The organism is Vannielia litorea, assembly GCF_900142295.1.
GTDB lineage: Bacteria > Pseudomonadota > Alphaproteobacteria > Rhodobacterales > Rhodobacteraceae > Vannielia > Vannielia litorea.
Window position 1 is genome coordinate 155,155 of record NZ_FSRL01000001.1, and the last position, 24,825, is coordinate 179,979.

At 65.2% G+C, this 24,825-nt stretch carries 23 protein-coding genes and 1 tRNA gene; 20 read left to right on the top strand and 4 right to left on the bottom strand.

The features are described from left to right. Positions 1 to 87: 87 nt before the first annotated feature. Positions 88 to 504, bottom strand: a complete 417-nt coding sequence (locus tag BUR94_RS00820) for a VOC family protein (protein ID WP_074254385.1) — start codon at positions 502 to 504, stop codon at positions 88 to 90. 247 nt (positions 505 to 751) lie between these two features. Between BUR94_RS00820 and ychF the strand changes: the two genes are divergently transcribed. The 7 genes from ychF (at position 752) to BUR94_RS00855 (ending at position 6,508) form a co-directional block, all read left to right on the top strand. After that, positions 752 to 1,849 (top strand): redox-regulated ATPase YchF, encoded by a 1,098-nt coding sequence (ychF, locus tag BUR94_RS00825; RefSeq protein WP_074254386.1) that lies wholly within the window; start codon positions 752 to 754, stop codon positions 1,847 to 1,849. A 196-nt stretch (positions 1,850 to 2,045) separates the two neighbouring features. Further along, positions 2,046 to 2,600 (top strand): hypothetical protein, encoded by a 555-nt coding sequence (locus tag BUR94_RS00830; RefSeq protein WP_074254387.1) that lies wholly within the window; start codon positions 2,046 to 2,048, stop codon positions 2,598 to 2,600. Between the two features lie 56 nt (positions 2,601 to 2,656). Further along, positions 2,657 to 3,019 carry a hypothetical protein gene (locus tag BUR94_RS00835; RefSeq protein WP_074254388.1) on the top strand — a complete coding sequence of 121 codons (363 nt, stop codon included), beginning with the start codon at positions 2,657 to 2,659 and terminating at the stop codon, positions 3,017 to 3,019. A 72-nt stretch (positions 3,020 to 3,091) separates the two neighbouring features. Further along, the gene (locus BUR94_RS00840; protein WP_084192856.1) at positions 3,092 to 4,120 is read left to right on the top strand and encodes a glycosyl transferase family 90; all 1,029 of its coding nucleotides are present in this window, start codon (positions 3,092 to 3,094) and stop codon (positions 4,118 to 4,120) included. Beyond that, a complete protein-coding gene (locus BUR94_RS00845) occupies positions 4,117 to 5,052 on the top strand; it encodes an NAD-dependent epimerase/dehydratase family protein (RefSeq protein ID WP_084192857.1) in 936 nt (311 codons plus the stop codon). Before BUR94_RS00840 ends, BUR94_RS00845 begins: the two co-directional genes overlap by 4 nt. Positions 5,053 to 5,114: 62 nt before the next feature. Then, positions 5,115 to 6,089 (top strand): agmatinase, encoded by a 975-nt coding sequence (gene speB / locus BUR94_RS00850; protein ID WP_074254391.1) that lies wholly within the window; start codon positions 5,115 to 5,117, stop codon positions 6,087 to 6,089. 329 nt (positions 6,090 to 6,418) lie between these two features. Continuing rightward, positions 6,419 to 6,508 (top strand) — tRNA-Ser (locus BUR94_RS00855). 319 nt (positions 6,509 to 6,827) lie between these two features. Here the strand turns inward: BUR94_RS00855 and BUR94_RS00860 are convergent. Next, complete coding sequence (locus tag BUR94_RS00860) at positions 6,828 to 8,360, bottom strand: sulfatase family protein (protein WP_074254392.1); 1,533 nt, start codon at positions 8,358 to 8,360, stop codon at positions 6,828 to 6,830. A gap of 146 nt (positions 8,361 to 8,506) precedes the next feature. On the opposite strand from BUR94_RS00860, the gene BUR94_RS00865 reads away from it, so the two are divergent. From BUR94_RS00865 to BUR94_RS00885, 5 genes are read left to right on the top strand one after another with little or no spacing between them, the layout of a single operon-like run. Beyond that, positions 8,507 to 9,694 carry an ABC transporter substrate-binding protein gene (locus BUR94_RS00865; protein ID WP_175570400.1) on the top strand — a complete coding sequence of 396 codons (1,188 nt, stop codon included), beginning with the start codon at positions 8,507 to 8,509 and terminating at the stop codon, positions 9,692 to 9,694. A gap of 59 nt (positions 9,695 to 9,753) precedes the next feature. Further along, positions 9,754 to 10,620 (top strand): carbohydrate ABC transporter permease, encoded by an 867-nt coding sequence (locus BUR94_RS00870; protein WP_074254394.1) that lies wholly within the window; start codon positions 9,754 to 9,756, stop codon positions 10,618 to 10,620. Continuing rightward, on the top strand, positions 10,620 to 11,501 hold the full coding sequence (locus BUR94_RS00875) for a carbohydrate ABC transporter permease (RefSeq protein WP_217694035.1): 882 nt from the start codon (positions 10,620 to 10,622) through the stop codon (positions 11,499 to 11,501). The genes BUR94_RS00870 and BUR94_RS00875 overlap by 1 nt, the downstream gene beginning before the upstream one ends. Next, positions 11,498 to 12,265: an SDR family NAD(P)-dependent oxidoreductase gene (locus BUR94_RS00880; protein WP_074254395.1), complete on the top strand. Its 768-nt coding sequence runs from the start codon at positions 11,498 to 11,500 to the stop codon at positions 12,263 to 12,265. Before BUR94_RS00875 ends, BUR94_RS00880 begins: the two co-directional genes overlap by 4 nt. Next, the gene (locus BUR94_RS00885; protein ID WP_074254396.1) at positions 12,258 to 13,343 is read left to right on the top strand and encodes an ABC transporter ATP-binding protein; all 1,086 of its coding nucleotides are present in this window, start codon (positions 12,258 to 12,260) and stop codon (positions 13,341 to 13,343) included. Before BUR94_RS00880 ends, BUR94_RS00885 begins: the two co-directional genes overlap by 8 nt. Here BUR94_RS00885 and BUR94_RS00890 read toward each other — a convergent pair. Beyond that, positions 13,336 to 14,205 carry an SMP-30/gluconolactonase/LRE family protein gene (locus tag BUR94_RS00890; RefSeq protein ID WP_074254397.1) on the bottom strand — a complete coding sequence of 290 codons (870 nt, stop codon included), beginning with the start codon at positions 14,203 to 14,205 and terminating at the stop codon, positions 13,336 to 13,338. The genes BUR94_RS00885 and BUR94_RS00890 overlap by 8 nt on opposite strands. Before the next feature lie 98 nt (positions 14,206 to 14,303). On the opposite strand from BUR94_RS00890, the gene BUR94_RS00895 reads away from it, so the two are divergent. Continuing rightward, a complete protein-coding gene (locus tag BUR94_RS00895; RefSeq protein ID WP_074254398.1) occupies positions 14,304 to 15,005 on the top strand; it encodes a GntR family transcriptional regulator in 702 nt (233 codons plus the stop codon). A 58-nt stretch (positions 15,006 to 15,063) separates the two neighbouring features. After that, positions 15,064 to 15,939 (top strand): SUMF1/EgtB/PvdO family nonheme iron enzyme, encoded by an 876-nt coding sequence (locus tag BUR94_RS00900; RefSeq protein WP_245794314.1) that lies wholly within the window; start codon positions 15,064 to 15,066, stop codon positions 15,937 to 15,939. Here BUR94_RS00900 and BUR94_RS00905 read toward each other — a convergent pair whose 3' ends face one another. Beyond that, entirely contained in the window at positions 15,940 to 17,349 is a 1,410-nt protein-coding gene (locus tag BUR94_RS00905; protein WP_074254399.1) for a sulfatase-like hydrolase/transferase, read from the bottom strand. Between the two features lie 120 nt (positions 17,350 to 17,469). On the opposite strand from BUR94_RS00905, the gene BUR94_RS00910 reads away from it, so the two are divergent. The 6 genes from BUR94_RS00910 (at position 17,470) to BUR94_RS00935 (ending at position 24,825) form a co-directional block, all read left to right on the top strand. Next, positions 17,470 to 18,678: a mandelate racemase/muconate lactonizing enzyme family protein gene (locus BUR94_RS00910; protein ID WP_245794316.1), complete on the top strand. Its 1,209-nt coding sequence runs from the start codon at positions 17,470 to 17,472 to the stop codon at positions 18,676 to 18,678. Between the two features lie 29 nt (positions 18,679 to 18,707). After that, positions 18,708 to 20,654, top strand: a complete 1,947-nt coding sequence (locus tag BUR94_RS00915; protein ID WP_074254401.1) for an ABC transporter substrate-binding protein — start codon at positions 18,708 to 18,710, stop codon at positions 20,652 to 20,654. A 66-nt stretch (positions 20,655 to 20,720) separates the two neighbouring features. Then, on the top strand, positions 20,721 to 21,704 hold the full coding sequence (locus BUR94_RS00920; RefSeq protein ID WP_074254402.1) for an ABC transporter permease: 984 nt from the start codon (positions 20,721 to 20,723) through the stop codon (positions 21,702 to 21,704). Further along, on the top strand, positions 21,701 to 22,852 hold the full coding sequence (locus BUR94_RS00925) for an ABC transporter permease (protein WP_074254403.1): 1,152 nt from the start codon (positions 21,701 to 21,703) through the stop codon (positions 22,850 to 22,852). Before BUR94_RS00920 ends, BUR94_RS00925 begins: the two co-directional genes overlap by 4 nt. Then, the gene (locus BUR94_RS00930; protein WP_074254404.1) at positions 22,827 to 23,852 is read left to right on the top strand and encodes an ABC transporter ATP-binding protein; all 1,026 of its coding nucleotides are present in this window, start codon (positions 22,827 to 22,829) and stop codon (positions 23,850 to 23,852) included. The genes BUR94_RS00925 and BUR94_RS00930 overlap by 26 nt, the downstream gene beginning before the upstream one ends. Beyond that, positions 23,845 to 24,825, top strand: coding sequence for an ABC transporter ATP-binding protein (locus BUR94_RS00935; protein WP_084192861.1), 981 nt, complete (start codon positions 23,845 to 23,847; stop codon positions 24,823 to 24,825). Before BUR94_RS00930 ends, BUR94_RS00935 begins: the two co-directional genes overlap by 8 nt.

Consider the following 24,825-nt stretch of genomic DNA (forward strand, 5'->3'; position numbering starts at 1 on the left):
TGTTCCGAGTCCGGAACATGCCAGTCACGAGGCCGGGAGCGCAATGTTCTATGACGTTGGGGGCCGCGAGTCTGGGCGCGGCCTGGCCTACGGCTCGCCGTCGGCCATCACCATCCAGCGGATTCCGAAGCGGTCGGTGAGCGTGCCGAAGGCGGGGGAGAAGAACATCTCCATCAGCGGCATCCGCACCTCACCGCCTTCGGAGAGGGCGGTGAAGACCCGCTCGGTCTCGGCCTCGTCCTTCAGGGTCACGGAGATCGACGAGCCCGCCATGGGGATGAACTCGCCGGTCAGGTCGTCGGAACAGTATAGCCATGTGTCGCCGACCTGCACGGCGCCGTGCATCACGGCATCCGCCGGCACGCCGGGCATCTGGGCACGGTCTTCCTCTGGCATGGAGGCATAGGTAAACACCTCGGGCGCGGCGCTGCCGAAAATGCGGGCGTAAGTCTCGAGCGCCTCCTTGGCGGTGCCTCGGTAGAACAGGTAGGGAATGGCCTTCACGGGGGATCTCCACTGATAGTTGATATCAACCTAGTCGCCGCGGATGTGTTTCGTCAACCGATGCTTCAGCCCGTTGGCGCGGATTCGCCGCTCGCAGGAGCGCAGCAGGCGGTGTTGTGGCGCAGGCAGCTGGGCCGCTCTCTTCTGCCGTGCCTTCGCAGGGCAACCGGGAAGTATGCGCCAAGCGGCCATTGCTCTCCTGCGGCTCTGCGCCTAGAACGCGGCGCGAACCAACGGAGGCAAGGCAATGGGCTTCAAGACCGGCATCGTGGGGCTGCCCAACGTGGGCAAGTCGACGCTGTTCAACGCGCTGACCCGCACAGCGGCGGCGCAGGCGGCGAACTTTCCCTTCTGCACCATCGAGCCCAACGTGGGCGAGGTGGCGGTGCCCGACGCTCGTCTGGAGAAGCTGGCCGCCATCGCCGGCTCCAGGCAGATCATCCCGACCCGGATGACCTTCGTCGACATCGCCGGGCTGGTGAAGGGTGCGAGCAAGGGCGAGGGCCTGGGCAACCAGTTTCTGGCCAACATCCGCGAGTGCGACGCCATCGCCCACGTGCTGCGCTGCTTCGAGGACGGCGACGTGACCCACGTGGAGGGGCGCGTGGATCCGGTGGCCGACGCCGAGACCATCGAGACCGAGCTGATGCTGGCCGACCTCGAGAGCATCGAGAAGCGCCGCGCCAACCTCGTGCGCAAGCTCAAGGGCAACGACAATGACGCCGCGCAGCAGGACCGCCTCCTCGCCGAGGCCCAGGCTGCGCTTGAAGCCGGGCGACCCGCCCGCTCGGTGGAGGTGTCGGAGGAAGACTCCCGCGCCTGGCGCCAGCTCCAGCTGCTCACCACCAAGCCCATCCTCTATGTCTGCAACGTGGCCGAGGACGAGGCCGCGAAGGGCAATGCCCATGCCGAGGCCGTGGCAAAGATGGCCGAGGCTCAAGGCGCGGCCTCGGTGGTGATTTCCGCCAAGATCGAGGAAGAGATCAGCCAGCTTGATGCGGAGGAGGCCGAGATGTTCCTCGAGGAGCTGGGCCTCAAGGAGGCCGGTCTCGACCGCCTGATCAAGGCCGGCTACGACCTGCTTCACCTTCAGACATACTTCACCGTCGGCCCCAAGGAAGCCCGCGCCTGGACGATACCGCAGGGCACCTCCGCGCCGCGTGCGGCAGGTGTGATCCACGGAGATTTCGAGAAAGGCTTCATCCGCGCCGAGACCATCGCCTACGACGATTACATCGCGGGCAATGGCGAGCAGGGGGCCAAGGAAGCCGGAAAGATGCGTGCAGAGGGCAAGGGCTACGTGGTGCAGGACGGCGACGTGCTGCACTTCCTGCACTCCGGCTGAACCGGCGCAAGGCGATGGCCCCTGCCACGACCGGCAGGGCATGGTAAGCTGAACGGGCCGCCATTTTTCGGCGGCGTGAGCAAAGTGATTTAGAGAACGGAGTGATACCATGCCCGGTGAAAAGACTCGCCCATCGAACAATTTTCATTGTTTTGAGGGGCTTGGCCGGCCCTATTGGTTGATGGAGGCCCGCGGAATGACCCGGGGCGCCGTCAAGCAGGGGCCCGACGGCGCTCGAATCGAATATGTCTCCGACACGGATGGTTTTGCCATGCAGAACGGCGGCATGTTCAACCCGACCGAAAGCAAGATGCCGCCGGGTATCTACTACCGGTTCTTCGGCACCATCAATCGCAACAGATACGGCGCCGAGGGCTGCATGGCCGGCGGATGGTGGGTCGATGGCGAGAACTACGCCAAGGTGCGCAGCGTGGCGCAGGAACAGGGCATATCGCTGGCCAAGGCGGCGCAGGCCCTCATCGTGATCCCCGGCGGCTGGCACGATTGCGGCTATGTTGGACGGGCGCTTCTCAAGACCGAGCTGAAAGCATGGGTCGGCAAGGGAAAACCCGCCACCTCGGCCGCCAGCCCGTTCAACAAACTGCGCAACCCCGATACCGACCCCGTCCAGATCGCCCCGGCGCACCTGGAGATGAAGCAATGGTTCGTGCCGGGCGAGCGCGCTTTGCTGTCACGCTTCTTCGAGGTGCAGCAGGTCATGCATGTGATCGCCAAGGGTGTGGCGCTCTAGGGTGGTCACTGCGGACCGATCTGGTAGAACCGGACCTCAGGAGAGAGGAGCCCGACATGCCGAGATCAACCGCCTTCACCCTTGTCGGACTGACGGTGGCCGCCTTCGTGTCGGCCTGCTCGAGCGACGCCGTCGTCAATACGGTCTACCCTGACCGAGAGCGTTTTGCCTTTGCGAACAGCCAGGGCGAGCGCAGCACCTACCTCTGTGCCCCCGGCGCCGATGCGCAGAAGCGCGCTGGCCAGGCACATCGATACACCGAAGCGCAGCTCGGCAAGGTCGCAGACTGGGCCGCCAACCACATTGTCAACGGCACCGCCAGCAGCATGGAAATCTCCCGCCGCATCAACTCGGTGGCCAAGGCCACGGTCGACGAGACGGAAAAGCGGTACAAGTGTTTGCTGATCGACGCTGAGTAGATCAGCGGCACCTCCCGGTTCATCAACGGTTCAGCCTGTTTGGCACCAACGCAGTTCAAGCGGCGAGGGCCGATGTTCCGACAACCAAAGCGCGGCAGCGAAGCTGGCTTCTGGGGCGGCCTGAAACGGCGGCGGCGCCTCGGTCAGGCACGTTCCGAAAGCGCCCGGCAGATCGCGGATCTCGCTAAGCTGCCCCCGCTGACCGTCGGGCGGAGCGACCGACCGTCCGGGGCCTACGATGTGCGTATCCGGCGTGAAGGTGCGGGCTATCGGGTGCTGCTGCCGTCGTTCCGTGCCGACGCGAATGCCCGCAGCTACGTCCGTCGTCGCACGGCCGCCTATCTGTGGTGGTTCATGCAGGCCGCACCGGAGGTGGAAGAGATCTCGGGCAATACCTCCGACGGTGAGACGCCTTCCCTGGCGCGCTACAGCTTCTCCTCCTACGGCTCTCAGGTGCCGCTGCCCGACTATTACTTCTTCCGCGACCGAGGCTACGAGGCCTTTCGCCGGCAGGCTCTCTCCGCCGAACAGGACTGGGACAGCCGGAGCGATGCCCTGATCTGGCGGGGTGGTCCCAATGGGCTCGGGCTGGTTTCCACCGATCCGGCGATGGCCCGCCACCCCGGTCTGCAGCAACGGATCGCACTGGCGTTACGCTGCAAGGGCGGGCCGATCGACGTGGGCTTCGTGGCTGCGTCGAGCCCCGACCAGGCGGCGATATTCGAGGCCGCCGGCATTTTGGGCGATGTGGTGCCCAACCTGAGCTGGGGTGGCCGGAAATACGCCATTGATATTGATGGCTTTTCAAACGCGTGGGACAACCTCTTTCACCGTCTCCTGCTCGGCTGCTGCGTGCTGAAGGTCGAGAGCCCCTTCGGTTTTCGGCAATGGTATTACGACAGGCTGCAGCCTGGCTGCCATTACGTTCCTGTCCGGGCCGACCTGTCCGATCTGGAAACGCAGTTCGACTGGGTGAAGGCGAACCCCTCGCAGGCCCGCGAAATCGCCGCCGAGGGGCAAGCCCTCGCCCGAAGCCTGACCTGGGACAGCGAATGTGCCCGGGCCGGCGAAATCATCAATTCCACCTGGAGCAGCCAATGAAGCATGTCCTGGTTACCGGCGGCGCAGGCTTCATTGGCCGGCATCTCGTGAAGGCCCTGCTGAACCGGGGGGCGCGAGTCACCGTGCTGGACGACATGTCGACCGGCCACCGGGAGAACCTGCCCTCCCATCCCCGGCTCACCGTGACCGAGGGTTGCGTCACCCGGCTGCCCGATCCGGGACCGGTCGACATGATCTACAACCTGGCCTGCCGCGCGTCGCCGCGCCACTACCAGGCCGATCCCATCGGAACCTGGCGCGCCTCTGTTCATGGGGTCGAGCAGGTCGCCAGCCTGGCCAGGCGCCACAGTGCCCGGATCGTGCACAGCTCCACCTCCGAGGTCTATGGCGACCCGGAAGTCACCCCGCAGACCGAGGCCTACGTCGGCCACGTCAACCCGGTCGGGCCGCGCGCATGTTACGACGAGAGCAAACGCGCCGCCGAGACTCTGCTTGCCGATCTGTACCGGATCGAGGGCCTGCAAGTTCGCATCGCCCGCATCTTCAACACCTACGGTCCCGGCATGGCGGCCGATGACGGCCGCGTGGTCTCCAACTTCGTCGTGCAGGCCCTGAAGGGGGTGCCGCTGACCATCTACGGCGATGGCCGCCAGACCCGAAGCTTCTGCCACGTGCGCGACATGGTGGCTGGCCTTCTGGCGCTGGGCGAAACCGAAGGTATCGATGGGGCCATCGTGAACATCGGCAATCCCGGCGAGTTCACCATTGCCGCCCTTGCGGCCAAGATCGCGGCTCTCGCCGGTGTGCCCCTCGAGATTGCCCCGGCGCCGCTGCCCGCCGACGACCCGCGCCAGCGCCGGCCCGACATCACCCGTGCCCGCGCCCTTCTGGGCTGGGAGCCGAAGGTAGAGCTCGACGAGGGGCTCGCGGACACAATGGCCCATTTCCGGGAGCTCCTTGCGCTGACCTGAAGGGGCTTTCCTTCGGGGCGTCCGGGCGGCACCTTGGGCTTGCGCAACCGCAGGAGCCACCCATGCCCAACCCGTTCTTCCAGCCGGTCTCCGGCTTCGAGCTGCCACGCTTTGCAGGCATCCCGACCTTCATGCGGCTGCCCCATGTGCCGCTCGACGATCCCCGGCTGGCCGAAGTCGAGATCGGCCTGATCGGCGTGCCCTGGGACTCCGGCACCACCAACCGCCCCGGCCCGCGCCACGGCCCCCGCGCCCTGCGCGATGCCTCCACCATGATCCGCGCCGAGAACGGGGCGACGGGCGTGCGTCCCTACGAGATGGTCAACTGCGCCGACCTCGGCGACGTGGCGCCCAATCCCGCCGATATCGCCGACACGATGGACCGGATAACATCGTTTTATTGCAAGGTGTTGGATGCCGGGATCATGCCGCTGACCGCGGGCGGAGACCACCTGACCTCGCTGCCCGTCCTGCGCGCCATTGCCGCCGAGGGGCCGGTGGGCATGGTGCATTTCGACAGCCATACCGACCTCTACCACTCCTACTTCGGCGGCACGATGTACACCCATGGCACGCCCTTCCGACGCGCGGTGGAGGAGGGGCTGCTGGAGCCCGAGCGGGTGGTGCAGATCGGCATTCGCGGCACTGCCTATGACAGCGAGGACAGGGACTTCGCCACATCGGTCGGCATCCGCGTGATCCCGATCGAGGAGTTCCACGCGCGGGGTGTCGACCAGGTGATGGCCGAGGCTCGGGAGATCGTTGGCGACGGGCCGACCTACGTGAGCTATGACATTGATTTCATTGACCCCGCATTTGCCCCGGGCACCGGAACGCCGGAGGTGGGCGGGCCGAACAGCTACCAGGCCTTGCAGGTGGTTCGCGCCCTGCGCGGGCTCAACGTGGTGGCGGCCGACATGGTCGAGGTGTCTCCGCCTTTCGACCTGGGAGGCGCCACCAGCTACCTCGGAACCTCGGTGATGTTCGAACTCCTCTGCGTGATGGCGGAGGCGATTTCCGACCCGATGAAGCGTTGAGATCCGGTTAATGCCGGTCGATTTCCGGCGTTAACCGCAACTCCGCAACAGGCACAACCGATACACAACCCATGCACAACCGATGCATACGCGAAATCGGATGACATGGTTAAGTTAACCGCCCGTTCCGCGCAACGCCCCGGTCCCGGGGCCGCAGCCGACGCAAGGCCACCCGCCCAGGGTCGGCGCACGGCCATCTGGTGCCGGTCAACCACCAACCGGCCGGCGCGCCCCCCGGCCCCTGTCCCGCCCGCATCAGCACCACGAAAAGCCTGAAATCGGTCAAGAGCATATTGCCCCCGCCAGCCCAACCCGATAAACCCGCCGGCGGAGACGTGGCCGAGTGGTCGAAGGCACACCCCTGCTAAGGGTGCAGGCGGGAAACCGTCTCGAGGGTTCGAATCCCTTCGTCTCCGCCACCATTGCTTTCTATGGTATTGATTAAGTTACGAAGGTTCGGAGCTGCCGCATTCAGCCCCGCGTCTAGCCCCACATTTCACACCGCTGGTCGCGGGTCCGACAGATGACTTGTCAGGTTGCCTCAGGTCGTTGCATGTTGGAGCCGTAACTTCGGCGCTACTGGGATCAGGTCAGGGCCGGTGCTTTCGAAGCTGAGGTCATTTCCCCGGGCGGTATTGGGACAGCCCAAGCCTCGAGTAGCCAGCCTGGTGGCGGAAGATCGGACACAAGATTCGGTTCAGGCATGCTTTGCAGTCCGGGCGTTCCCTTTCGCAAGTCTCAGTGCCACCCCACCCTGGGCGACACGGGGATCTGGTCGTTCGGGCGGCTTCTGATCATGTCCATGTGTTCCCGGCGTACGGCGCTGCGTGAGGCATCGTCGAAGAGGTTGTGCATTTCGTCGGGGTCTTCCTGCATGTCGTAGAGCTCGCCGGTGTCGGTCCGGAGGTCGACGGACATGCGGAACCGACGACTGCGGACGGTCATCAGGTCCATGTCGACGGCGCTTCGCAGGGAGTCGACCTCGTATTCGGAGAGAGCGAAATCGCGGGTTTCTGCGCCCTGCCAGAGGGCGCGCCAGGAGCGGCCATGGTTCGGCGCGGTCTCCAGACCGCAGAGGTCGGCCGCGGTGGCGAGGATGTCGACGGAGCCGACTGGATCGGACAGGACCTGGCCCGGGGGCACGCCGGGGCCCCGGATGAGGCAGGGCACGCGCAGCAGGCCGTCGTAGAGCATCGGGCCCTTCAGCAGCAGGCCGTGGTCGCCCAGCCATTCGCCGTGGTCGCTGACGAAGACGATGTAGGTGTTGTCGAGCTCGCCCTTCGCCTCCAGCGCCGCGAGTATGCGGCCGAGCTGCGCATCGACGGCGGAGATCATGCCGAAGTAGATCGAGGTCAGGTCGCGCAGGGCATCCTCGGTCAGTTCGCCCTTCTGGCCCCAGTCGACCCCCCCGGCGTTGTGCTCGGCGCCTTGCTTGATCGGCTTGGCGCGGTCCTCGACGAAGGCCCTGTGCCACCAGGGGCGCCTGTCGAGATCGAGCGTCGGATGCCTGGCGATCGTCACGCTGTCCCGGTCGTGCTGATCACACCATGGGCGCGGGCAGAGGAAGGGCGGGTGCGGATCGGGAAAGGAGACCCATGCCATCAGGGGCGTATCGCCCTTGGCCTCGATCATCTCCACGGCGCGATCGCCGATCCACCGGGTCGAGTGCCACTCGGAGGGAAGCGCCGAGCGCCATGTCTGGAAATGCGCCGTCTCGGGGGGCAGCGCCTCCTTGGCGAGATCCCATCGGGCGCGGCCCTCGCCGCCCTGGTCGAGCCAGTATTCATAGTGCAGTGCTTCGGGGGGCTCGCTCCACTTGGTGTGGTGGTGCGGGCGCAGCATCATCTGGACGTTGTCGAACCCCATGTAGCCGCCGCGCCAGTCGGGGCCGAAGTCGGCGGCGCTGGTGTAGCATTCCGGCCGGCCGGTGGGCTCGAAGGTCTGCTGGCTCGACAGATGCGCCTTGCCGATGAAGTGGGTGTCGTAGCCTGCGCGGCTGAACGTGCCTCCCAAACCTTGGGCCCCGAGGGCCTCGTCGAGATCACGGCCGTTGTCGCGCACGCCGTGGCTGTAGGGCAGCTTGCCGGTGAGGATCGAGGCGCGGGCGGCCTGGCACATCGGGTGGGGCGTGATGCAGGTCGAGAACCGCACGCCCGCCTCGCCCATCCTGTCGATGTTGGGGGTGGAGACGCCCCGGCCTTCCGCGCCGATGCAATCCCCCCGCTGCTGATCGGTGGAGATGAGGAGGAAGTTGGGTTTTCGCTGACGCATTGAGCCCTCCGTAAGGCGTGTGGATGAGGAGGCAAGTATGGGCCCTCAAAAATAATGTACAATACAAAAAAATAATGTACGATATAGCGAGCAAAAGGGAGAGACCTACCATGATTCGTACTTTACTCGGGGCAACTGCGCTCGCGATGGCTTGGTGCGGAGGGGCATCGGCCCAGACCGTGCTGGATGTCGTGGCCTGGAAGGGCAATGAGGCGGAGCCCGCAGGGCTGCCCGAACTGATCGAGAAGTTCGAGGCGGAGAACCCGGATATCGACGTCGACCTGACCTATGTGGCGCGCAAGGACGTTGACAAGGTGATCCCGCCACGCCTGCAATCGGGCAACCCGCCCGACGTGACCATGGTGGACAGCTCGCTGGTCGATCTCTGGGGCGGGGCGGGCTTTCTCTCCGATCTCGGGACCGACAGTGCCTGGTACGCCAGCATGGTGCCTGCGGTCTCCGAGGTGATGACGCGCGACGGCCAGATCATGGTGTTCCCGCTCGAAGTGATCGGCATGGGCAACTTCGTGAACATGGATTTGCTGGCCGAGGCCGGGATCGACGAGGCGCCCTTGACGCTCGAAGAGCTCAAAACCGCCTGCGGGGCACTGGCCGATGCGGGCATCTCGCCGATGATCTTTGCCGGGGGCTTCCCGGCCATGCTCTACGTTGGCGCCAACGGGATCGACCCGGCGGGCATCAGCGCCGCCGAGTACGGCAGCGGCGAACGCAGCTTCGTTGACGACGAGAACTTCAACGCCTCGCTCGACAGCGTGCGCGAGCTGGTCGAGGCGCGCTGCTTCGATCCCGAGTTGCAGGCCGGGCTGGACCCCTGGGCGACGGCGCCGCAGGAGTTTCGGTCCGGCAACGTGGCGATCCTGCCGCAGGGGGCTTGGAACATCGGCAATTTCTCCGATGTCGAGGGGCTGAACTACCAGTTCGCGCCGATGCCCTCGCGGTTCACCGAGGACGGCCTCGCGCTCGACCTCGTGGGGCCTGGCTGGGCGATCCCGAGGGATGCGGCCAACCAGGAAGCAGCACGCAAGTGGGTGGAGTTCTTCGCGGAGGAAGAGAACCTGAACGTGTTCCTCGAGGCAGAAGGGGCTTATAGCCCGTACACGGGCGGCAAGGCCACCATGCCCGAGTTGGCCGCGCCTTACACCGAGGCGCGCGAGAAGGGGAGCCTGATACTTTGGCCCTTCTCCACACTGGAGTTCCCCAAGCCGCTGCAATCCGAGTGGGAAGACAGCCTGACCGGCTTCCTGCTCGATATCGAGGCTCCCAATGAAGACACGCTCCAGCGTTGGGATGATGCCGTCGAAGACAGCCTGTAATCTGACCGGGCCCGGCGCGACCAGTTCGGCGCCGGGCTCATCACCTGGGAGGGGACCGGATGCGCGCGCGCAACTCGCTCTACATCTTTACCATTCCGGCGCTGGCGGTGCTGGTGCTGTTCTTCGTGCACCCGATCATCCTGACGGTGGACATGAGCTTTACCAGCTTCAAGGGGATCGGCGAGGCGAAGGACGTGGGATGGCGCAACTACGAGCGCATCTTCACCCGCGACCGCTACCTGCGCGAGCTCTGGATCACGATCTGGTACACGGTGATCGTGGTGTCCAGCCTCACGGTCACGGGCCTCTTCTTCGCGGCGATGTTGCACCGGATGCCGGCCATCCGGAACTTCAGCCGCGCCGCGCTCTATACCCCGGCCATGATGAGTTTCGTGGTTGTCGGCTACGTCTGGCAGTTTCTCTACTCGCCAATCAACGGGGGCATCAACGTGGCCCTGCGTGACCTGGGGCTTGGTGGTTGGGAGCAGAACTGGCTCGGGGATCCGGCGCTGGCGCTCTACTCGGTGGCCTTCACTCAGATCTGGATGTTCACCGGCTTTACCTGCGCGATCTTCCTGGCAGGGTTTGCGGGCATCCCGGAAGAGATCGGAGAGGCCGGGCGGCTGGAGGGCGCGAGTTCTTGGCAACGCTTCCGGTATCTCGAGCTTCCCCTGCTGGGGCCGTCGATCACGGTGTCGGTGATCCTGACGACGATCGGCACGCTCAAGACTTTCGAGCTGCCCTTCATCCTCACCAAGGGCGGGCCGGACGGCGCAACGCGGATGCTCTCCATCGAGATCATCGACAACCTCTTCGGGCAGTACAAGTTCGGCTTCGCGAGCGCGCTTGCGATCGTCATGCTGATCCTCGTGCTCGCCGTCGCCTTCATTCAGAACAAGGTCCTGCGGGATCGGGAGAGCCACTGATGAGCGCTGAAACCGAAAGTCTCGCCGCGCAACCGCGCAGGACGCTCGACATGAACCTCGTGCGCAAGCGCGCGAGATCCTGGCTCGCGCATGGGGTCGTGCTGGCCCTTGTCGTCATCATGCTGCTGCCGCTGATCTACATGGTGATGATGTCGTTCAAGACCTCGACCGAGATCGCGAACGACCCGCTCGGCCTGCCCGACAGCCTGTACTGGGGCAATTACATGGAGGCGCTGGCCTCGATGGGCTACGTCCGCTCGGTGCTCAACTCGCTGGGCATCACTGTATCGGTCATCCTGGTGGTGGTCTTTGCCGGGGCGATGGCCGCCTATCCGCTGGCGCGCCTGCAGAACCGGCTGAGCCGGGTCATCGTGATGATCATGGCGCTGGGACTGGCGACTCCCAACTTCGTGACGATCACGCCCATCTACGTCATCTTCCGCGATCTCGGCCTTCTCGACAGCTACCTCGGCATCGTGCTGGCCTTCGCGGCCCTCAAGCTGCCGCTTGCGGTGTTCTTCTACACCAGCTTCATCGCGGCCATTCCGATCGAACTGGAAGAGGCCGCGCGACTGGACAACTGCAACAACTGGCAGGTGTTCTGGCATGTCATCCGGCCCTTGCTGACGCCGGTCACCGCGACGCTGTCGCTCTTCGTGATGATCATGGTCTGGAACGACTTCATCTATCCGCTCCTGCTGCTGACGGACAAGGACAAGCTCACCGTGATGATCGCCGTCTACAAGTTCGTCGGCAACACCGGTATCGACCCTACCAAGCTGTTTCCGGCGGCGGTGCTCGGCTCGCTTCCGCTGCTGATCCTCTTCGCGGTGTTCCAGCGCCAGATCATGTCGGGCGCGACGGCGGGAGCGGTGAAATGAACCTTTCAGGGCGCCACGTGATCGTCACCGGGGCCGGGGCCGGGATCGGCCTCGGTATCGCAAGAGCCTGTCGTGCGGCAGGGGCCGAGGTGACCGGTTTCGACAGAAGCACCGAGGGATGCAATCGGCTGGAAGAGACCGGCGCGCGGTTCGTGCAGGTCGACGTGACCGATCTCGATGGTTTCGAGGCGGCAATTTCCGAGGCGCATGCCCGCATGGGGCGGCTCGATGGCATGGTCAATAACGCCGGGGTCACCATAAAGGTGCCGTTCCTCGAGATGACCCGCGACCAGATGGAAACACTCTGGACGGTGAACCAGCGGTCTGTGCTGGTGGGGTGCCAGGCGGCGGGGCGGATCATGGCCGCGGCGGGGCGGGGGGCGATCGTCAACCTGTCGTCCGTGCATGCGAGAGCCACCAACCCCGGCCATGAGGGCTACGCGGGCACCAAGGCCGCCATTGCCGCGATGACCCGCGCGATGGCCTGGTCGCTCGGGCCGGAGGGCGTGCGGGTCAATGCGATCTGTCCGGCGATGACGCGCACCGAGATCGTGGACGAGGCGATGAAGGACCCGACCAAGGACGCGCTGTTCCGGTCCTGGACCGCCGACGGCGAGGTGACGACCGTGGACGAGATCGGAACCTTGGCAGTCTTCCTGCTATCTGACGCCGGCGCGGCGCTCAATGGCTCCGAGGTGGTCGCTGACCGCGCCATGTCGGCGCTACTGGATGTATTCGACGTGAAGGGAAAGAAAGATGGCTGAGCTGGCCCTCGACAATGCGATCAAGCGCTACGGCGCGACCCAAGTGATCCATGGCATCGACCTGAAGGTGGATGACGGCGATTTCTGCGTCTTCGTCGGGCCGTCGGGCTGCGGCAAGTCCACCCTGCTGCGGATGATCGCGGGGCTGGAAGAGACGAGCGACGGGCGTATGACCATCGGTGGCCGGGACGTGACCCACGCGGACCCGGCCAAGCGCGGGGTGGCCATGGTCTTTCAGACCTACGCGCTCTACCCGCACATGACGGTGCGCGAGAACATGAGCTTCGGCCTGAAGATCGGCGGCGAGGACAAGGCCGAGATCAAGCGCAAGGTCGATGCGGCCGCGCAGATCCTGAAGCTCGACGACTACATGGACCGCAAGCCGAAAGCCCTGTCAGGCGGTCAGCGCCAGCGGGTCGCGATTGGCCGGGCCATCGTGCGCAAGCCAGACGTCTTTCTCTTCGACGAGCCGCTTTCGAACCTCGACGCCGAACTGCGGGTGCAGATGCGGCTGGAGATCGCCCGCCTGCACCGGCAGCTTGGCGCGACCATGATCTACGTGACCCATGACCAGGTCGAGGCGATGACCATGGCCGACAAGATCGTGGTGCTGCGCGACGGCCGCATCGAGCAGGCCGGCAAGCCGGTGGAGCTTTACGAGGACCCGGACAACCAGTTCGTGGCCGGGTTCATCGGCAGCCCGCGGATGAACTTCTTCGACGCGACCGTGGCGCGCCGAGAGGGCAACGTGGCGGTGGTCTCGGTCGGGCGGCTTGGTGGGGTCGAGGTGCCGATGCCCCTGAAAGACGCGCCGGCCATGGGGGCAGATGTGGTTCTGGGTCTCAGGCCCGAGCACTTCGAACCCGACGGGCCGATCCGGGCGACGATCAACGTGGACGTTGTCGAGAACCTCGGGGGCGTGTCCTATGCCTATTCCTCCGCCGACGCGGGGGAAACGCCGATCACGGTGGAGTGGCGCGGGCGCACGCGGCCCGATGAGGGCGGCGCCGTCGAGATCGGCTTCGACCCTTCCGCGGCGCTGCTCTTCGATCGGGCCAGCGGCCTGCGGATCAGGTAGATCGGTGCGGCCATCTCGCTTCGAAGCCTTCGACCCCGGGCGTGTCCATGCGGACCGCGAAGAGGCCGCCAGCGAGTGGATTGGCGGCCTTTTCTTCGGCGCTCATGCTGAAAGTGCCGGTGGTTACGTAGAGCGTGCGCAGATCGCTTCCGCCGAAGGCGCAGCTGGTGACGATCTGGCAGGGGATGTCGATGGTCTCCAACAACTTGCCCTCCGGGCTGAGGCCGACGACCTTGCCACGATCGCAGATCGCGACCCAGAGCACACCTTCGGCATCTACGGTCATGCCGTCGGGCTTGCCGAGGGTGTCGTCGAAAACGAGGAGCTCGCGCCAGCTGCCGCTCTCGCACACATGGAGCACGCCCGGCACGCTGTCGATAAAGTAGAGCCGCGCCCCGTCGGGCGACCAGCCGAGGCCGTTCGAAATTGTCGTTCCGGTCATCTCGTGAACCGGGCCCTTGGCGTCATAGCAGTAGAGCGCGCCAGACGAGCGCTTCGCCCCTTCCGACATGGTGCCCGCCCAGAGCCTGCCGTCCGGCCCGGCGATCATGTCGTTCAGGCGGTTGCCGGAAAGTCCCGGCTCGGGGTCGTGCAGGGGCGTGAGCGTGCCTGTGCGGGCATCGAAGGCGCAGATGCCCCGTGCCGAGGCGATCAGCAGCCCGCCGCCCGCCCCCAGCGCGATGGAGCTTATGAGGCAGGGCGCGTCGAAACTGGACTTCTCACCAGAGTGCGGCGCGAAGGCGTGGATCTTCTCGCCCGAGATATCCACCCACCAGAGCTGTCTGGTGCGATGATCCCAGATCGGCCCTTCACCGCATCCGGCCCGGGCTTCCCACACGCAATCCACGGCGCGCTTGCTCATGCTGTCGTCCTTTCTTGTGATATGTGTTCGAGATCGTACATGATACCGTTTGAGAATGACCGGATGGCCCCTGCCTCCGGCGAGCAAGGCAAGTGACCATGGCACCCGCACTCTCCCTGACCGCCCGGCATGACAGCGCGCCGTCCTCCAGCTCGATTTACGAGCAGATCCGGCATGACATCCTGTCGGGGGCGCTTGCCGCCAACGCGCGGCTCAAGGTCTCGGAGCTGGCGAAGGTGCACAACACCTCGACCAATCCGGTGCGTGAGGCGTTGCAGCAGCTCCGGGGCGAGGGGCTGGTGCTCTTCACGCCGAACCAGGGCGCCCGCGTGCGCCCGATCGACATGGAGTTCGTCCGCGACGTCGCCGAGGTGGGCTATCAGCTCGAGCCCTACCTGCTGAAGCTTTTCGTCGAGACCGCGAGTGACGAGGACGTGGCCGAGCTCGAACGTATCCAGGACGAAATCGAGGCTCTGAACTTCAAGGACAAACCCCGCCACACCGACCTCAACAACGCCTTCCATGAAAAGATGTACGAGCGGCATTACAACCGTGTGGCCTTCGGTGTCTGGAAGCAACACCGCGAGATCATGGGCTCGATCAGCACCCGCATCCCGATTGCAATCGGTCGGCAGGAAGCGATCCTGAAGGAGCACCGGGCCTTGATCGAGGCGATACGGGCACAGGATGTCGATCGGGCGACCAAGGTCCTGTCGCAGCATATCGGGGATGCAGGGCGTCATCTGGTGGACCAGCTCAGAATCGAACGGACACGGGCGTCGCGGGCGGCCGGTGTCTGAGACAGGCTGCTGCACTCCGGCACGAACGGCGGGCGGCAACAGGGCGGTGTCGCGGGCTGTGCGCGCCGATGCCGGGCCGCACCTGCGCGATTGTGTTCCGGTGCCGGGGGGCAAGGCCCTGCTCGGCACCGCGCACCCGCTGATCGAGGGAGACGGGGAGGGGCCGCTCGTTGAAAAACGCGTGCGGGACCTCTGGTGGGAACGCGGCGCGACCAGCATCGCCCAGTTTCGCCGCTTCGTGGACGCAACCGGACACGTGACCGAGGCGGAACGATATGGCTGGTCCTTCGTGTTTCACCTTCATGTTCCGGGTGGCGGCGAGGGAACGCTGGGTGTGGAAGGGCTGGAATGGTGGCGCCGGATCGAGGGAGCCTCCTGGGAGCGGCCCGCAGGCCCCGACGCACCGCCGGGAGCCGATGACATGCCGGCCACGCACATCGCCTTCGAGGATGCGCGCGCCTTCGCGGCCTGGGCCGGTGGTCGCCTGCCCAGGGAGGTCGAGTGGGAACACGCGGCGCGCGGCGGGCTGGGTGACGTGCGCTACCCCTGGGGCGACGACGAGCCCGACGACGCGCGGTTTTTGCCCTGCAACATCTGGCAGGGCACGTTCCCGAACCATGACACCGGTGCCGATGGCTTCGCCGGTCCGGCGCCGGTGCATTCCTTCACGCCGAACGGTTACGGATTGCATCACGTGGTGGGTAATGTCTGGGAGTGGACGGCAGAGCCCTTCCGGTTGCGGTCGGGGCGCAAGGCGGCGCGGGCCCTCAACGCGCAGGCACGCGGAAGGCGGCTGCTGAAGGGAGGGTCCTTCCTGTGCCATCGCTCCTACTGCCACCGCTACCGGATCGCCGCCCGAACCGGGAATACGCCGGACAGCAGCAGCTCGCACACCGGATTTCGCGTGGTCTACGATACACCGCCTGCGCATTGATCAGCCCTGCGGATGCTGGTGCTGTTCACCCGCATCCCGGCCATCGACGTAGCTGCCGACGGGCGGGTGGCTCCCGGGACCCGAGAGCCAGTCGTTCTCGCGGGTCATCCAGTCGAAGAGCCGCGCCTTCAGGCGCTGCCCGATGACCTGATGGGTGGGTTCGGACGCGAGATTGCGACGCTCGCCGGGATCGGCGTCAAGGTCGTAGAGCTCCTCTAGGTCATGCGGGCTCCAGGCGTATTTGTAACGGGTCTCGCGAATGCCCCGGAAGCGAAACTGTCGGCCTTGGTAGGCATCATAGGTGTAGAAGGCGGCATCGTTATCCGAACGCCAGTAGCTTCGCTCTCGCTCCGCCGCGTCCAGCAGGGTCTCTGCCCCGGCGCGCTCGATCAGGGTCGGGAAGAGGTCATGGAAGCTCACGAAGTTCCGTCGTGTTTCGCCCCCCGCGACGCCTGGCTGGCGCACCATCATGGGAATGCGCATGACCTCTTCGTAGAAAAACGGGCCCTTGTCGAACCATCCGTGCGCGCCGAGCATCTCGCCGTGGTCGGAGGTGAAGGCGAGCAACGTGCTCTCGTCCAGACCTGCCTCTGTCATTGCGGCGCGAAAGCGGCCGAAGAGGGCGTCGGTGTAGGAGCAGAAGCCCCAGTAGTGCTGTGCCGTGCGACGCCAGTCCTCGGCGCTCATGTGGGCGGTGTCGTGGACCGCGTGCCAAGGGCGGGACTGCGCGAGGGGCTTTCCGGGTTCGGCGAACTGCCTGCACCAGTTCTTCGGTACGTAATCCGCCGGGAGATCGTCGTAGAGCGCGACAAACTCCGCCGGGACGTGGTGCGGAAAATGCGGCGCGTGGAGGGAAACGACCAGGCAGAACGGCTGATCCGAGGCCGCGAGGCGCGGAAGCATCTCGATGGCCCGCGCGACCCGGATGCCGTCGAGCGGTTCGCCATCGGTGATCGTGCCGTAATAGGGCGACTTGCGCGGCTCGGCGAAGCTCACGTCGGAGGCCGCGGTCAGGGGCGTGTCGCCTCCGTCCGAGAGCACCACGTCCTCGATGCCCCGGTCGAGAATCGTCCCGTCTCCGAGATGCCACTTGCCGACGAAGGCCACGTTATAGCCGGCGTCGCGTAGCCGTTCGAGATAAGTGGTCTGCTTCGGGTGCAGCTTGCCATGCGGGTAGAACGACTTGCCCTGCACGTTGTCCGTTGTGCCGTGCTGGTGGGGCAGCCTGCCGGTGAAGAGTGAGGCGCGGGCTGGGGTGCAGAGTGGCACCGTGGTGAAGGCGTTCTCGAAGTTCGTGGCCTCGGCGCGGAAGGCCCGAAGGTTTGGCAGGATCGCCGGGTGGCCTGCCTCGTTGAGCGTGTCCCAGCGCCACTGATCGGTCAGGAAGAGGATGATGTTCTGCCGGGCCATGGTGCGGTCTCCCTGTTCTGGGCGCATGAATACATGAATCGAACAGGATATGCAAAAAATAATGTACGATTATGATTGGATCATGTTATGGCTTCCCAAAAGAAGGACAGGGAGTGAGTCGTGACGGTAGCGCCAGCCAGTGCCTTGAGGGCCGACAGCCTTGATCTTGATCGTGCAGCGGAGATCGCCTCGATCGAGTCGCTCACGGTCCGGGTCGGAGGCAGGAACCAGCTCCTCGTCAGGATCGAGAGCCGTGACGGGCTGGTGGGCTGGGGTGAATCCGGCCTGTCGAGCCGGGAGGCGGCGGTGGCGGCGGTGGTGGACGACTTCGCGCGGTTTCTCGTCGGCTCCGACTCGCGGCAGATTGGCCGGATCTGGCAAGAGAGCTATCGCAGCCAGTACTTCGAGGGTGGGCGGGTTCTGACCGCTGCGATTTCGGCGATCGACATTGCGCTCTACGACCTGCTGGGCAAACGCCTCGGTGTGCCGGTCTATCAGCTTCTGGGCGGCAAGCAGCGCAACGAGATTCCGACCTTTGCCAGCTTCCTTGCAGACGAGGTCGACACCTCCCTGGAAAAGACCCGGACACTGGTGGAGGCAGGCTGGGACTGTGTCCGGATCTACCCCGGCGGCTTCGATGGCGACGGCACTTTCGATCCGCGCAAGTCACTCGCCCGGACGGCCGAAGCTCTGATCGCGATACGGGAGCGGTTCGGGCGCAGCCTTTGCCTCGGCATCGACCTGCACCACCGCTACACGCCGGCCGAGGTCGCGAGCCTGTGTCACATGCTGCCCGCGGGTACGCTGGACTTTCTTGAAGAGCCGATCCGCTCGGAGGCACCGGAAGCCTACGCCATGCTGCGCGGAATGACGGATGTGCCCTTCGCCATTGGCGAGGAATTCGCCTCGAAATGGCAGGCGGCGCCGTTCCTCGAACAGGGGCTGACGCAGTACATGCGGCTCGACATCTGCAACATCGGCGGCTTCACCGAGTCGATGAAGGTGGCCGGCTGGAGCGAGCGGTTCTACGTGGACCTGATGCCGCACAATCCGCTCGGGCCCGTCTGCACGGCTGCGACCGCGCATATGGCAGCGGCCGTCCCCAACCTCAGTTGGGTCGAGACGCGCCAGTCGCCGGTCGAGAATCTCGGTTTTCACGATTCCACGATGTTCCCCGTTCAGGTTGAGCTCGAAGGGGCCGTCTACCCGGTGCCGGATCGGCCCGGGCTGGGCGTCGAGGTCAACGAAGACGCCCTGCGGGCCAGCCCGGCGGTTCACGTCGAATGCCCGCACCTCGCCAGGCCCGATGGGTCGGTCACCAACTGGTGACATCAACAGGAATCTCTTGGGAGGAGATCATGAAAGTACTGAACCTGCACCCCTTCGGCGGTGCGGCCCGGACCGGGCTTGCCGCGGCTCTGGCCGCCCTGCTCGGAACCACTGGCCTTTGGGCCGCCGAGTATGACCAGGCGCCCATGCTGGATGCCCTGGTCGAAAGCGGTGACTTGCCCCCGGTCGAGGACCGCCTGCCCAAAAGCCCACTGATCTTCGAAACGCTGGAGTCGATCGGCGAGTACGGCGGCACGCTGCGCCGGGCCATCCTCGGCGGTGGGGATCAGCACAACATCGTGCGCACGATCGGCCACGAGAACCTCGTCCGCTGGAGTGCAGACTGGACCGAGGTGAAGCCGAACATCGCCGAGAGCTGGACGGTGTCTGAAGATGCCACCACCTTCACCTTCAAGCTGCGCGAGGGCATGCGCTGGTCGGACGGCGCGCCCTTTACCGCCGACGACATCATGTTCTGGTACGAGGTCTTCTCCGATGAACGGCTGACCCCCTCCAAGCACGCGATCTACGTCGGCCCCGAGGGCCCGGTGGAAGTGCGCAAGATTGACGATACGACGGTGGAGTTCAAGTTCGCTTCACCCAACGGGCTGTTCATCCAGAACCTTGCCTATGGCTTCGGCTACTACCCCGTGAACTACCCGAAGCACTACCTCAGCCAGTTCCACGAAGCCTACAACCCCGATGGCATTCAGGCCCTGATCGATGCAGAGCCCGCAGCGGGTGACTGGGTGTCGCTCTTCACCCTCAAGGCCGGGCAGATGCATACGCCCGCCTTCTGGCAGAATGCCGACCGGCCCACGCTGCACCCGTGGAAACTGAAAAACGCCTACGGCTCGTCGGACCGGGTGGTGGCCGAACGCAATCCGTATTTCTGGAAGGTCGACGCGGAGGGCAACCAGCTTCCCTACTTCGACAGCATCACGTGGGATCAGGTCGAAGACCCGGAGACCATCCTGCTGAAAGCCTTCAACGGCGAGATCGACTACATGAACCGCCACCTTGGCCGGCCCGCCAACCGCGCGGTGCTGACCGACAACATGGAGCGCGGCAAGTACCATTTCTTCGACACCAACGACCTGCCGTCGAACGGTGCGATCCTGATGCTGAACCTCAACAACCCTGACCCGGTCAAGAACGAGATCGTCAACAACAAGGATTTCAGGGTGGGCATCAGTCATGCGGTAAACCGGCAGGAGATCATCGACCTGATCTACTTCGGTTCCGGACGCGCCGCCCAGACCGCACCGCAGCCGGTTTCGCCGCTCTACAACGAGCGCATGGCGACCCAGTTTGTGGAGTACGACCCCGACCTGGCCAACGAGTACCTCGACAAGGTGCTGCCGGAGAAGGACGCGGAGGGCTATCGCCTCGATCCCGACGGCAACCGCTTCACCCTGGTCTTTCTCACGGCGGATGTCTTCGGGGCGCAATTTCCCGACGTGATGGAGCTGGTCGCGGCCTATGCGGGCGATGTCGGGCTCGATTTCCAGGTTCGGGTGAGCGACCGCGCGCGCCTTCAGGAGATTGCCGCCGCCTCGGAGCACGACGCCTACATCTGGAACTGCGCCGGTGGCCAGTCCGATGCCTACACCTCGCCCGAGTGCTACCTGCCGTTCGGCCAGGCGGTCTACTGGGCACCCGAATGGGCCAAGTGGGGCGTCGACAAGTCCACCGGCATCGAGCCGCCGGAGCACATCAAGGCACTGTTCACCCAGTACGACCTTGTGAAGTCCGCGGCGACCGACGAGGCGCGCAAGGCGGAAATGGACAAGCTTCTCGAGATGTCGGCGGACCAGTTCCTGACCATCGGCCTGGTGCAGAGCGACCCGGCCTTCGGCGTGGCGCGGAACAACGTGAAGAACGCGCCCGATCCGCTGCCGATCTCCGGCCAGCTCTGGTACCCGTCTCCCTACGTGAGCCAGATGTACTACGAAGGCGGCAAGTCCCTCCCGTGACGCCGCCCTCCCGCGGCCCGGTGCGCCTCCCGCGCCGGGCCGCCACCTCCTGATCCGGACATTCCCATGCTAGGCTTCATCTACCGACGCATCCTCTACATGATCCCCACGGTATTTCTCGTGTCGGTGGTCACCTTCCTCATCGTGCAGCTTCCGCCCGGCGACTACCTCGACACGCTCGCGGCCGAATTGAGCGACAGCGGCGGGCTCGACAGCGGCACCATGCTTCTGCTCCGCGAGCAGTACGGCCTCGGTCAGCCCTTCTACGTACAGTACTGGAAGTGGATCACCGGAATCCTGCTTGAGGGCGACTTCGGACTGTCCTTCGAGAAGAACCTGCCCGTTTCCGAACTGATCTGGGACCGGCTCGGCTGGACCTTCGCCATCTCGCTGATGACGCTCCTGTTCATCTGGATGATCGCCCTGCCGATCGGGATCTATTCCGCCGTCCGCAAGTACTCCTTCGGCGACTACGCGGCCACTTTCTTCGGCTTCATCGGTCTTGCGGTGCCCAATTTCCTGCTCGCGCTGGTGATGATGTACCTGTCGTTCAAGTACTTCGGCCAGAGCGTCGGCGGGCTGGTGAGCCCGGAGTACATCGGCGAGCCCTGGACCTGGGCCAAGGTCGTCGATCTGATGCAGCACATCTGGATGCCGGTCGTCGTTGTCGGGACCTCGGGCGCGGCGGCGCTGATCCGGATCATGCGCGCGAACCTGCTCGACGAGCTCTACCGCCCCTACGTTGTGACCGCGCGGGCCAAGGGCATGTCGGAGTTTCAGCTCCTCATGCGCTACCCGGTGCGCGTGGCGCTCAACCCCTTCATCTCCACTATCGGGTGGATCCTGCCCACGCTGGTCTCCGGCGAGATCATCGTGGCCGTGGTGATGAACCTGCCCACCACCGGACCGATGCTGCTCCGGGCCCTGCTGGTGCAGGACATGTACCTCGCCGGCTCGCTGATCCTGATCGTGAGCCTCCTGACCGTGCTTGGCACGCTGATCTCCGATCTGCTGCTTGCCTGGATTGACCCGAGGATTCGCTACCAATGACCGCGACCCAGACAGACATCGCACAGCCCGAACCCGTGGAAGAGGCAGAGCGCATGCCCGTGCTGCTCGGCCCCTGGGCCATGATGTGGCGCAAGTTCCGCCGGCACAGGGTGGCCTATTTCAGCCTCTGGTTCGTCGGCTTCATCTACGTGATGGCCCTTTTCGGCGAGTTCATCACGACAACCGACATCAACGAAACCAACCGCCGCGCCCCCTTTGCGCCGCCGATGGGTATCTCGCTCCTTGTCGAAGGGACCGACGGGGGCAGGGAGTTTTTGCTGCACGCGAAGGGTCTGAAACTGGAGCTCGACAAGGTCGAGAGGCGCCGCACCTTCGTGGCGGACCCCGACAAGATCATTCCGGTCGGCTTTTTCGTGAAGGGGTACGAGTACGACCTGCTCGGCCTCATCCCGATGAACCGGCATTTCTTCGGCCCGGTGAACCCGCGGGACCGGGTGTACCTGCTGGGGGCCGACCGCCTGGGCCGCGATATCTTCAGCCGCATCGTGATGGGCACGCGCATCTCCATGTCGATCGGTCTTGTCGGCGTTGCGGTCTCTCTTGTGATCGGCGTCGCGCTGGGCGGGATGTCGGGCTATTACGGCGGCTGGATCGACAATGTCATCCAGCGCCTCATCGAGTTCATCCGCTCGATCCCGACCATTCCGCTCTGGATGGGGCTGGCCGCGGCCATTCCGCTGGGCTGGCCACCGTTGCGCACCTACTTCGTCGTCACGGTGATCGTGTCGATGATCGGGTGGACCTCACTGGCGCGAGAAGTGCGGGGCAAGTTCCTGTCGCTCCGCAGAGAGGACTTCATCACCGCGGCCCGGCTCGACGGGCTGAGCGACTGGGAGGTGATCCGCAAGCACATGGTGCCCAGCTTCTCCAGCCACATCATTGCCTCGCTCACACTGGCCGTGCCGCTGATGATCCTCGCCGAAACCTCGCTGTCGTTCCTCGGCATCGGCCTTCAGCCGCCGATCGTCTCCTGGGGGACACTGCTGAAGGAGGCGCAGAACGTGCGCACCATCATCCAGGCGCCCTGGCTGCTGATCGCGCCCGGCTCGATGATCGTCATGGCCGTGCTGGCCCTCAACTTCCTCGGAGATGGACTTCGCGATGCCGCAGACCCCACATCCCACTGAGCCGCTGGTCGAGATCCGCGGGCTCCGGACGCAGTTCTTCACCGAGGATGGCGTGGTGAAGGCCGTGGATGGCGTGGACCTCGACATCCACCCCAACCGGACGCTCTGCGTGCTGGGCGAGAGCGGCTGCGGCAAGTCGATCATGGCGCGCTCGATCCTCCGGATCGTCGACGCGCCGGGGCGGATCGTCGAAGGCTCCATCCAGTACCGCAACGCCGACGGGCGCACGCTCGACCTTGCCAAGGCACGGCACGGGTCGCGCGAGCTCCGCGAGGTGCGGGGCGACGAGATCGCGATGATCTTCCAGGAGCCGATGACCTCGCTCGGGCCGATCCAGAAGATCGGCAAGCAGATCACCGAAACGATCCTGCTGCACCGCCGGGTCTCGAAAGCCGAGGCCAGGGAGATTGCAATCGAGATGCTGGACCGGGTGGGGATTCCGCGCCCTCGAGAACGCTTCGAGGCATACCCTTTCGAGCTGTCGGGCGGCATGCGGCAGAGGGCGATGATTGCCATGGCCCTGTCCTGCCAGCCGCGCCTGCTGATCGCGGACGAGCCGACGACGGCGCTGGATGTGACGACACAGGCCCAGATCCTCGACCTGATCGCCGAGCTCAAGGAGGAGTTCCACATGGGGGTCATGCTCATCACCCACGACCTAGGCGTGGTGGCCGAAGTCGCCGAGGACGTGGTGGTGATGTACATGGGCAAGATCGTGGAGCAGGGCGATGTCTACTCCATCTTCGAGAGCCCGCAGCACCCCTACACCCGGGCGCTGATGAAGTCGGTGCCGCAGCTTGGCAAGGCGCGGCAACGGCGGCTTCCGGCGATCCGGGGCATGGTGCCCCATCCGCTGGCGCGGCCTTCGGGCTGCTCGTTCCGCACGCGGTGCGACCACTTCATGCCGGGTGTCTGCGACCGGGCCGAGCCGCCAATGGTGCCGGCCGGCCGGGGCGCGGCCGCCTGCTTCCTGCATGCGAAGGAGGGGGCCGATGTCTGAGCCGGTTCTGGAGATTCGAGGGTTGAACAAGCAATTTCCCATCGGCGGCGGGTTCTTTCGCAAGCCGACAGAGACGGTGCGGGCCGTGGAGGGCATCAGCTTCGACGTGCACCGGGGCGAAGCCTTCGGGATCGTGGGCGAGTCCGGCAGCGGAAAGACCACACTGGGGCGGTGCATCATGCGGATCCTTGCGCCAAGCGCGGGAGAGATGCGGTTCCGCGACAAGTCGGGCGAGGTGGTGGATCTCGTTTCGGCCGACAACGAGGCTCTGCGCCGGGTCTGGCAAAAGGTGCGCATGGTCTTTCAGGACCCGCAATCCTCCCTCAACCCGCGGCTGCGGGTGATCGACCTCATCGGCCAGTCGCTGAAGAAGAGCGAAGGGCTGACGGGCACGGCTCTGGCCGAGCGCGTGTCTGACTTGCTGGAACAGGTGGGCCTTCGTCGCGAGTTCCTGCACCGCTATCCCAATGCGTTTTCGGGCGGACAACGGCAGCGCCTTGGCATTGCCCGCGCGCTGGCAACATCGCCCGAGGTCATCATTGCCGACGAGGCGGTCTCCGCCCTCGATGTTTCGATCCAGGCCCAGACGCTCAACTTGCTCCAGGACCTGCAGGACGAGCTTGGCCTGACCTATGTCTTCATCGCCCATGACCTCGCAGTGGTGGAGCACTTCTGCGACCGTATCGCGGTGATGTACCGAGGGCAGGTGGTGGAGCTTTCGGAAACCGACGAGCTGTTCGCGCGGCCCAAACATCCATACACGCGGTCACTGCTCGAGGCAGTGCCGATCCCGGATCCGCGCGCGCGGAAGGTGCGGCAGCGCAAGCCGGTGGCGCCATCCCCGATCCCCATGGATGCCTGCCGGTTCTCGCCGCGCTGCCCGCATGCCACCGAGCTGTGCCGCACCAAGGCACCGCCTTCGGCGAAGACCGGCGGAGCGGATGTGCTCTGCCACTACGCAGGGGAGATATAG

Bases quoted from the DNA above. Each gene is read 5' to 3' on its own strand.
- speB (WP_074254391.1), top strand. From the start codon at position 5,115: ATGCCCAACCCGTTCTTCCAGCCGGTCTCCGGCTTCGAGCTGCCACGC.
- BUR94_RS00895 (WP_074254398.1), top strand. From the start codon at position 14,304: ATGGCACCCGCACTCTCCCTGACCGCCCGGCATGACAGCGCGCCGTCC.
- BUR94_RS00890 (WP_074254397.1), bottom strand. From the start codon at position 14,205: ATGAGCAAGCGCGCCGTGGATTGCGTGTGGGAAGCCCGGGCCGGATGC.
- BUR94_RS00865 (WP_175570400.1), top strand. From the start codon at position 8,507: ATGGCTTGGTGCGGAGGGGCATCGGCCCAGACCGTGCTGGATGTCGTG.
- BUR94_RS00915 (WP_074254401.1), top strand. From the start codon at position 18,708: ATGAAAGTACTGAACCTGCACCCCTTCGGCGGTGCGGCCCGGACCGGG.
- BUR94_RS00845 (WP_084192857.1), top strand. From the start codon at position 4,117: ATGAAGCATGTCCTGGTTACCGGCGGCGCAGGCTTCATTGGCCGGCAT.
- BUR94_RS00930 (WP_074254404.1), top strand. From the start codon at position 22,827: ATGCCGCAGACCCCACATCCCACTGAGCCGCTGGTCGAGATCCGCGGG.
- ychF (WP_074254386.1), top strand. From the start codon at position 752: ATGGGCTTCAAGACCGGCATCGTGGGGCTGCCCAACGTGGGCAAGTCG.
- BUR94_RS00885 (WP_074254396.1), top strand. From the start codon at position 12,258: ATGGCTGAGCTGGCCCTCGACAATGCGATCAAGCGCTACGGCGCGACC.
- BUR94_RS00935 (WP_084192861.1), top strand. From the start codon at position 23,845: ATGTCTGAGCCGGTTCTGGAGATTCGAGGGTTGAACAAGCAATTTCCC.
- BUR94_RS00905 (WP_074254399.1), bottom strand. From the start codon at position 17,349: ATGGCCCGGCAGAACATCATCCTCTTCCTGACCGATCAGTGGCGCTGG.
- BUR94_RS00840 (WP_084192856.1), top strand. From the start codon at position 3,092: ATGTTCCGACAACCAAAGCGCGGCAGCGAAGCTGGCTTCTGGGGCGGC.
- BUR94_RS00870 (WP_074254394.1), top strand. From the start codon at position 9,754: ATGCGCGCGCGCAACTCGCTCTACATCTTTACCATTCCGGCGCTGGCG.
- BUR94_RS00860 (WP_074254392.1), bottom strand. From the start codon at position 8,360: ATGCGTCAGCGAAAACCCAACTTCCTCCTCATCTCCACCGATCAGCAG.
- BUR94_RS00925 (WP_074254403.1), top strand. From the start codon at position 21,701: ATGACCGCGACCCAGACAGACATCGCACAGCCCGAACCCGTGGAAGAG.
- BUR94_RS00875 (WP_217694035.1), top strand. From the start codon at position 10,620: ATGAGCGCTGAAACCGAAAGTCTCGCCGCGCAACCGCGCAGGACGCTC.
- BUR94_RS00835 (WP_074254388.1), top strand. From the start codon at position 2,657: ATGCCGAGATCAACCGCCTTCACCCTTGTCGGACTGACGGTGGCCGCC.
- BUR94_RS00920 (WP_074254402.1), top strand. From the start codon at position 20,721: ATGCTAGGCTTCATCTACCGACGCATCCTCTACATGATCCCCACGGTA.
- BUR94_RS00830 (WP_074254387.1), top strand. From the start codon at position 2,046: ATGACCCGGGGCGCCGTCAAGCAGGGGCCCGACGGCGCTCGAATCGAA.
- BUR94_RS00880 (WP_074254395.1), top strand. From the start codon at position 11,498: ATGAACCTTTCAGGGCGCCACGTGATCGTCACCGGGGCCGGGGCCGGG.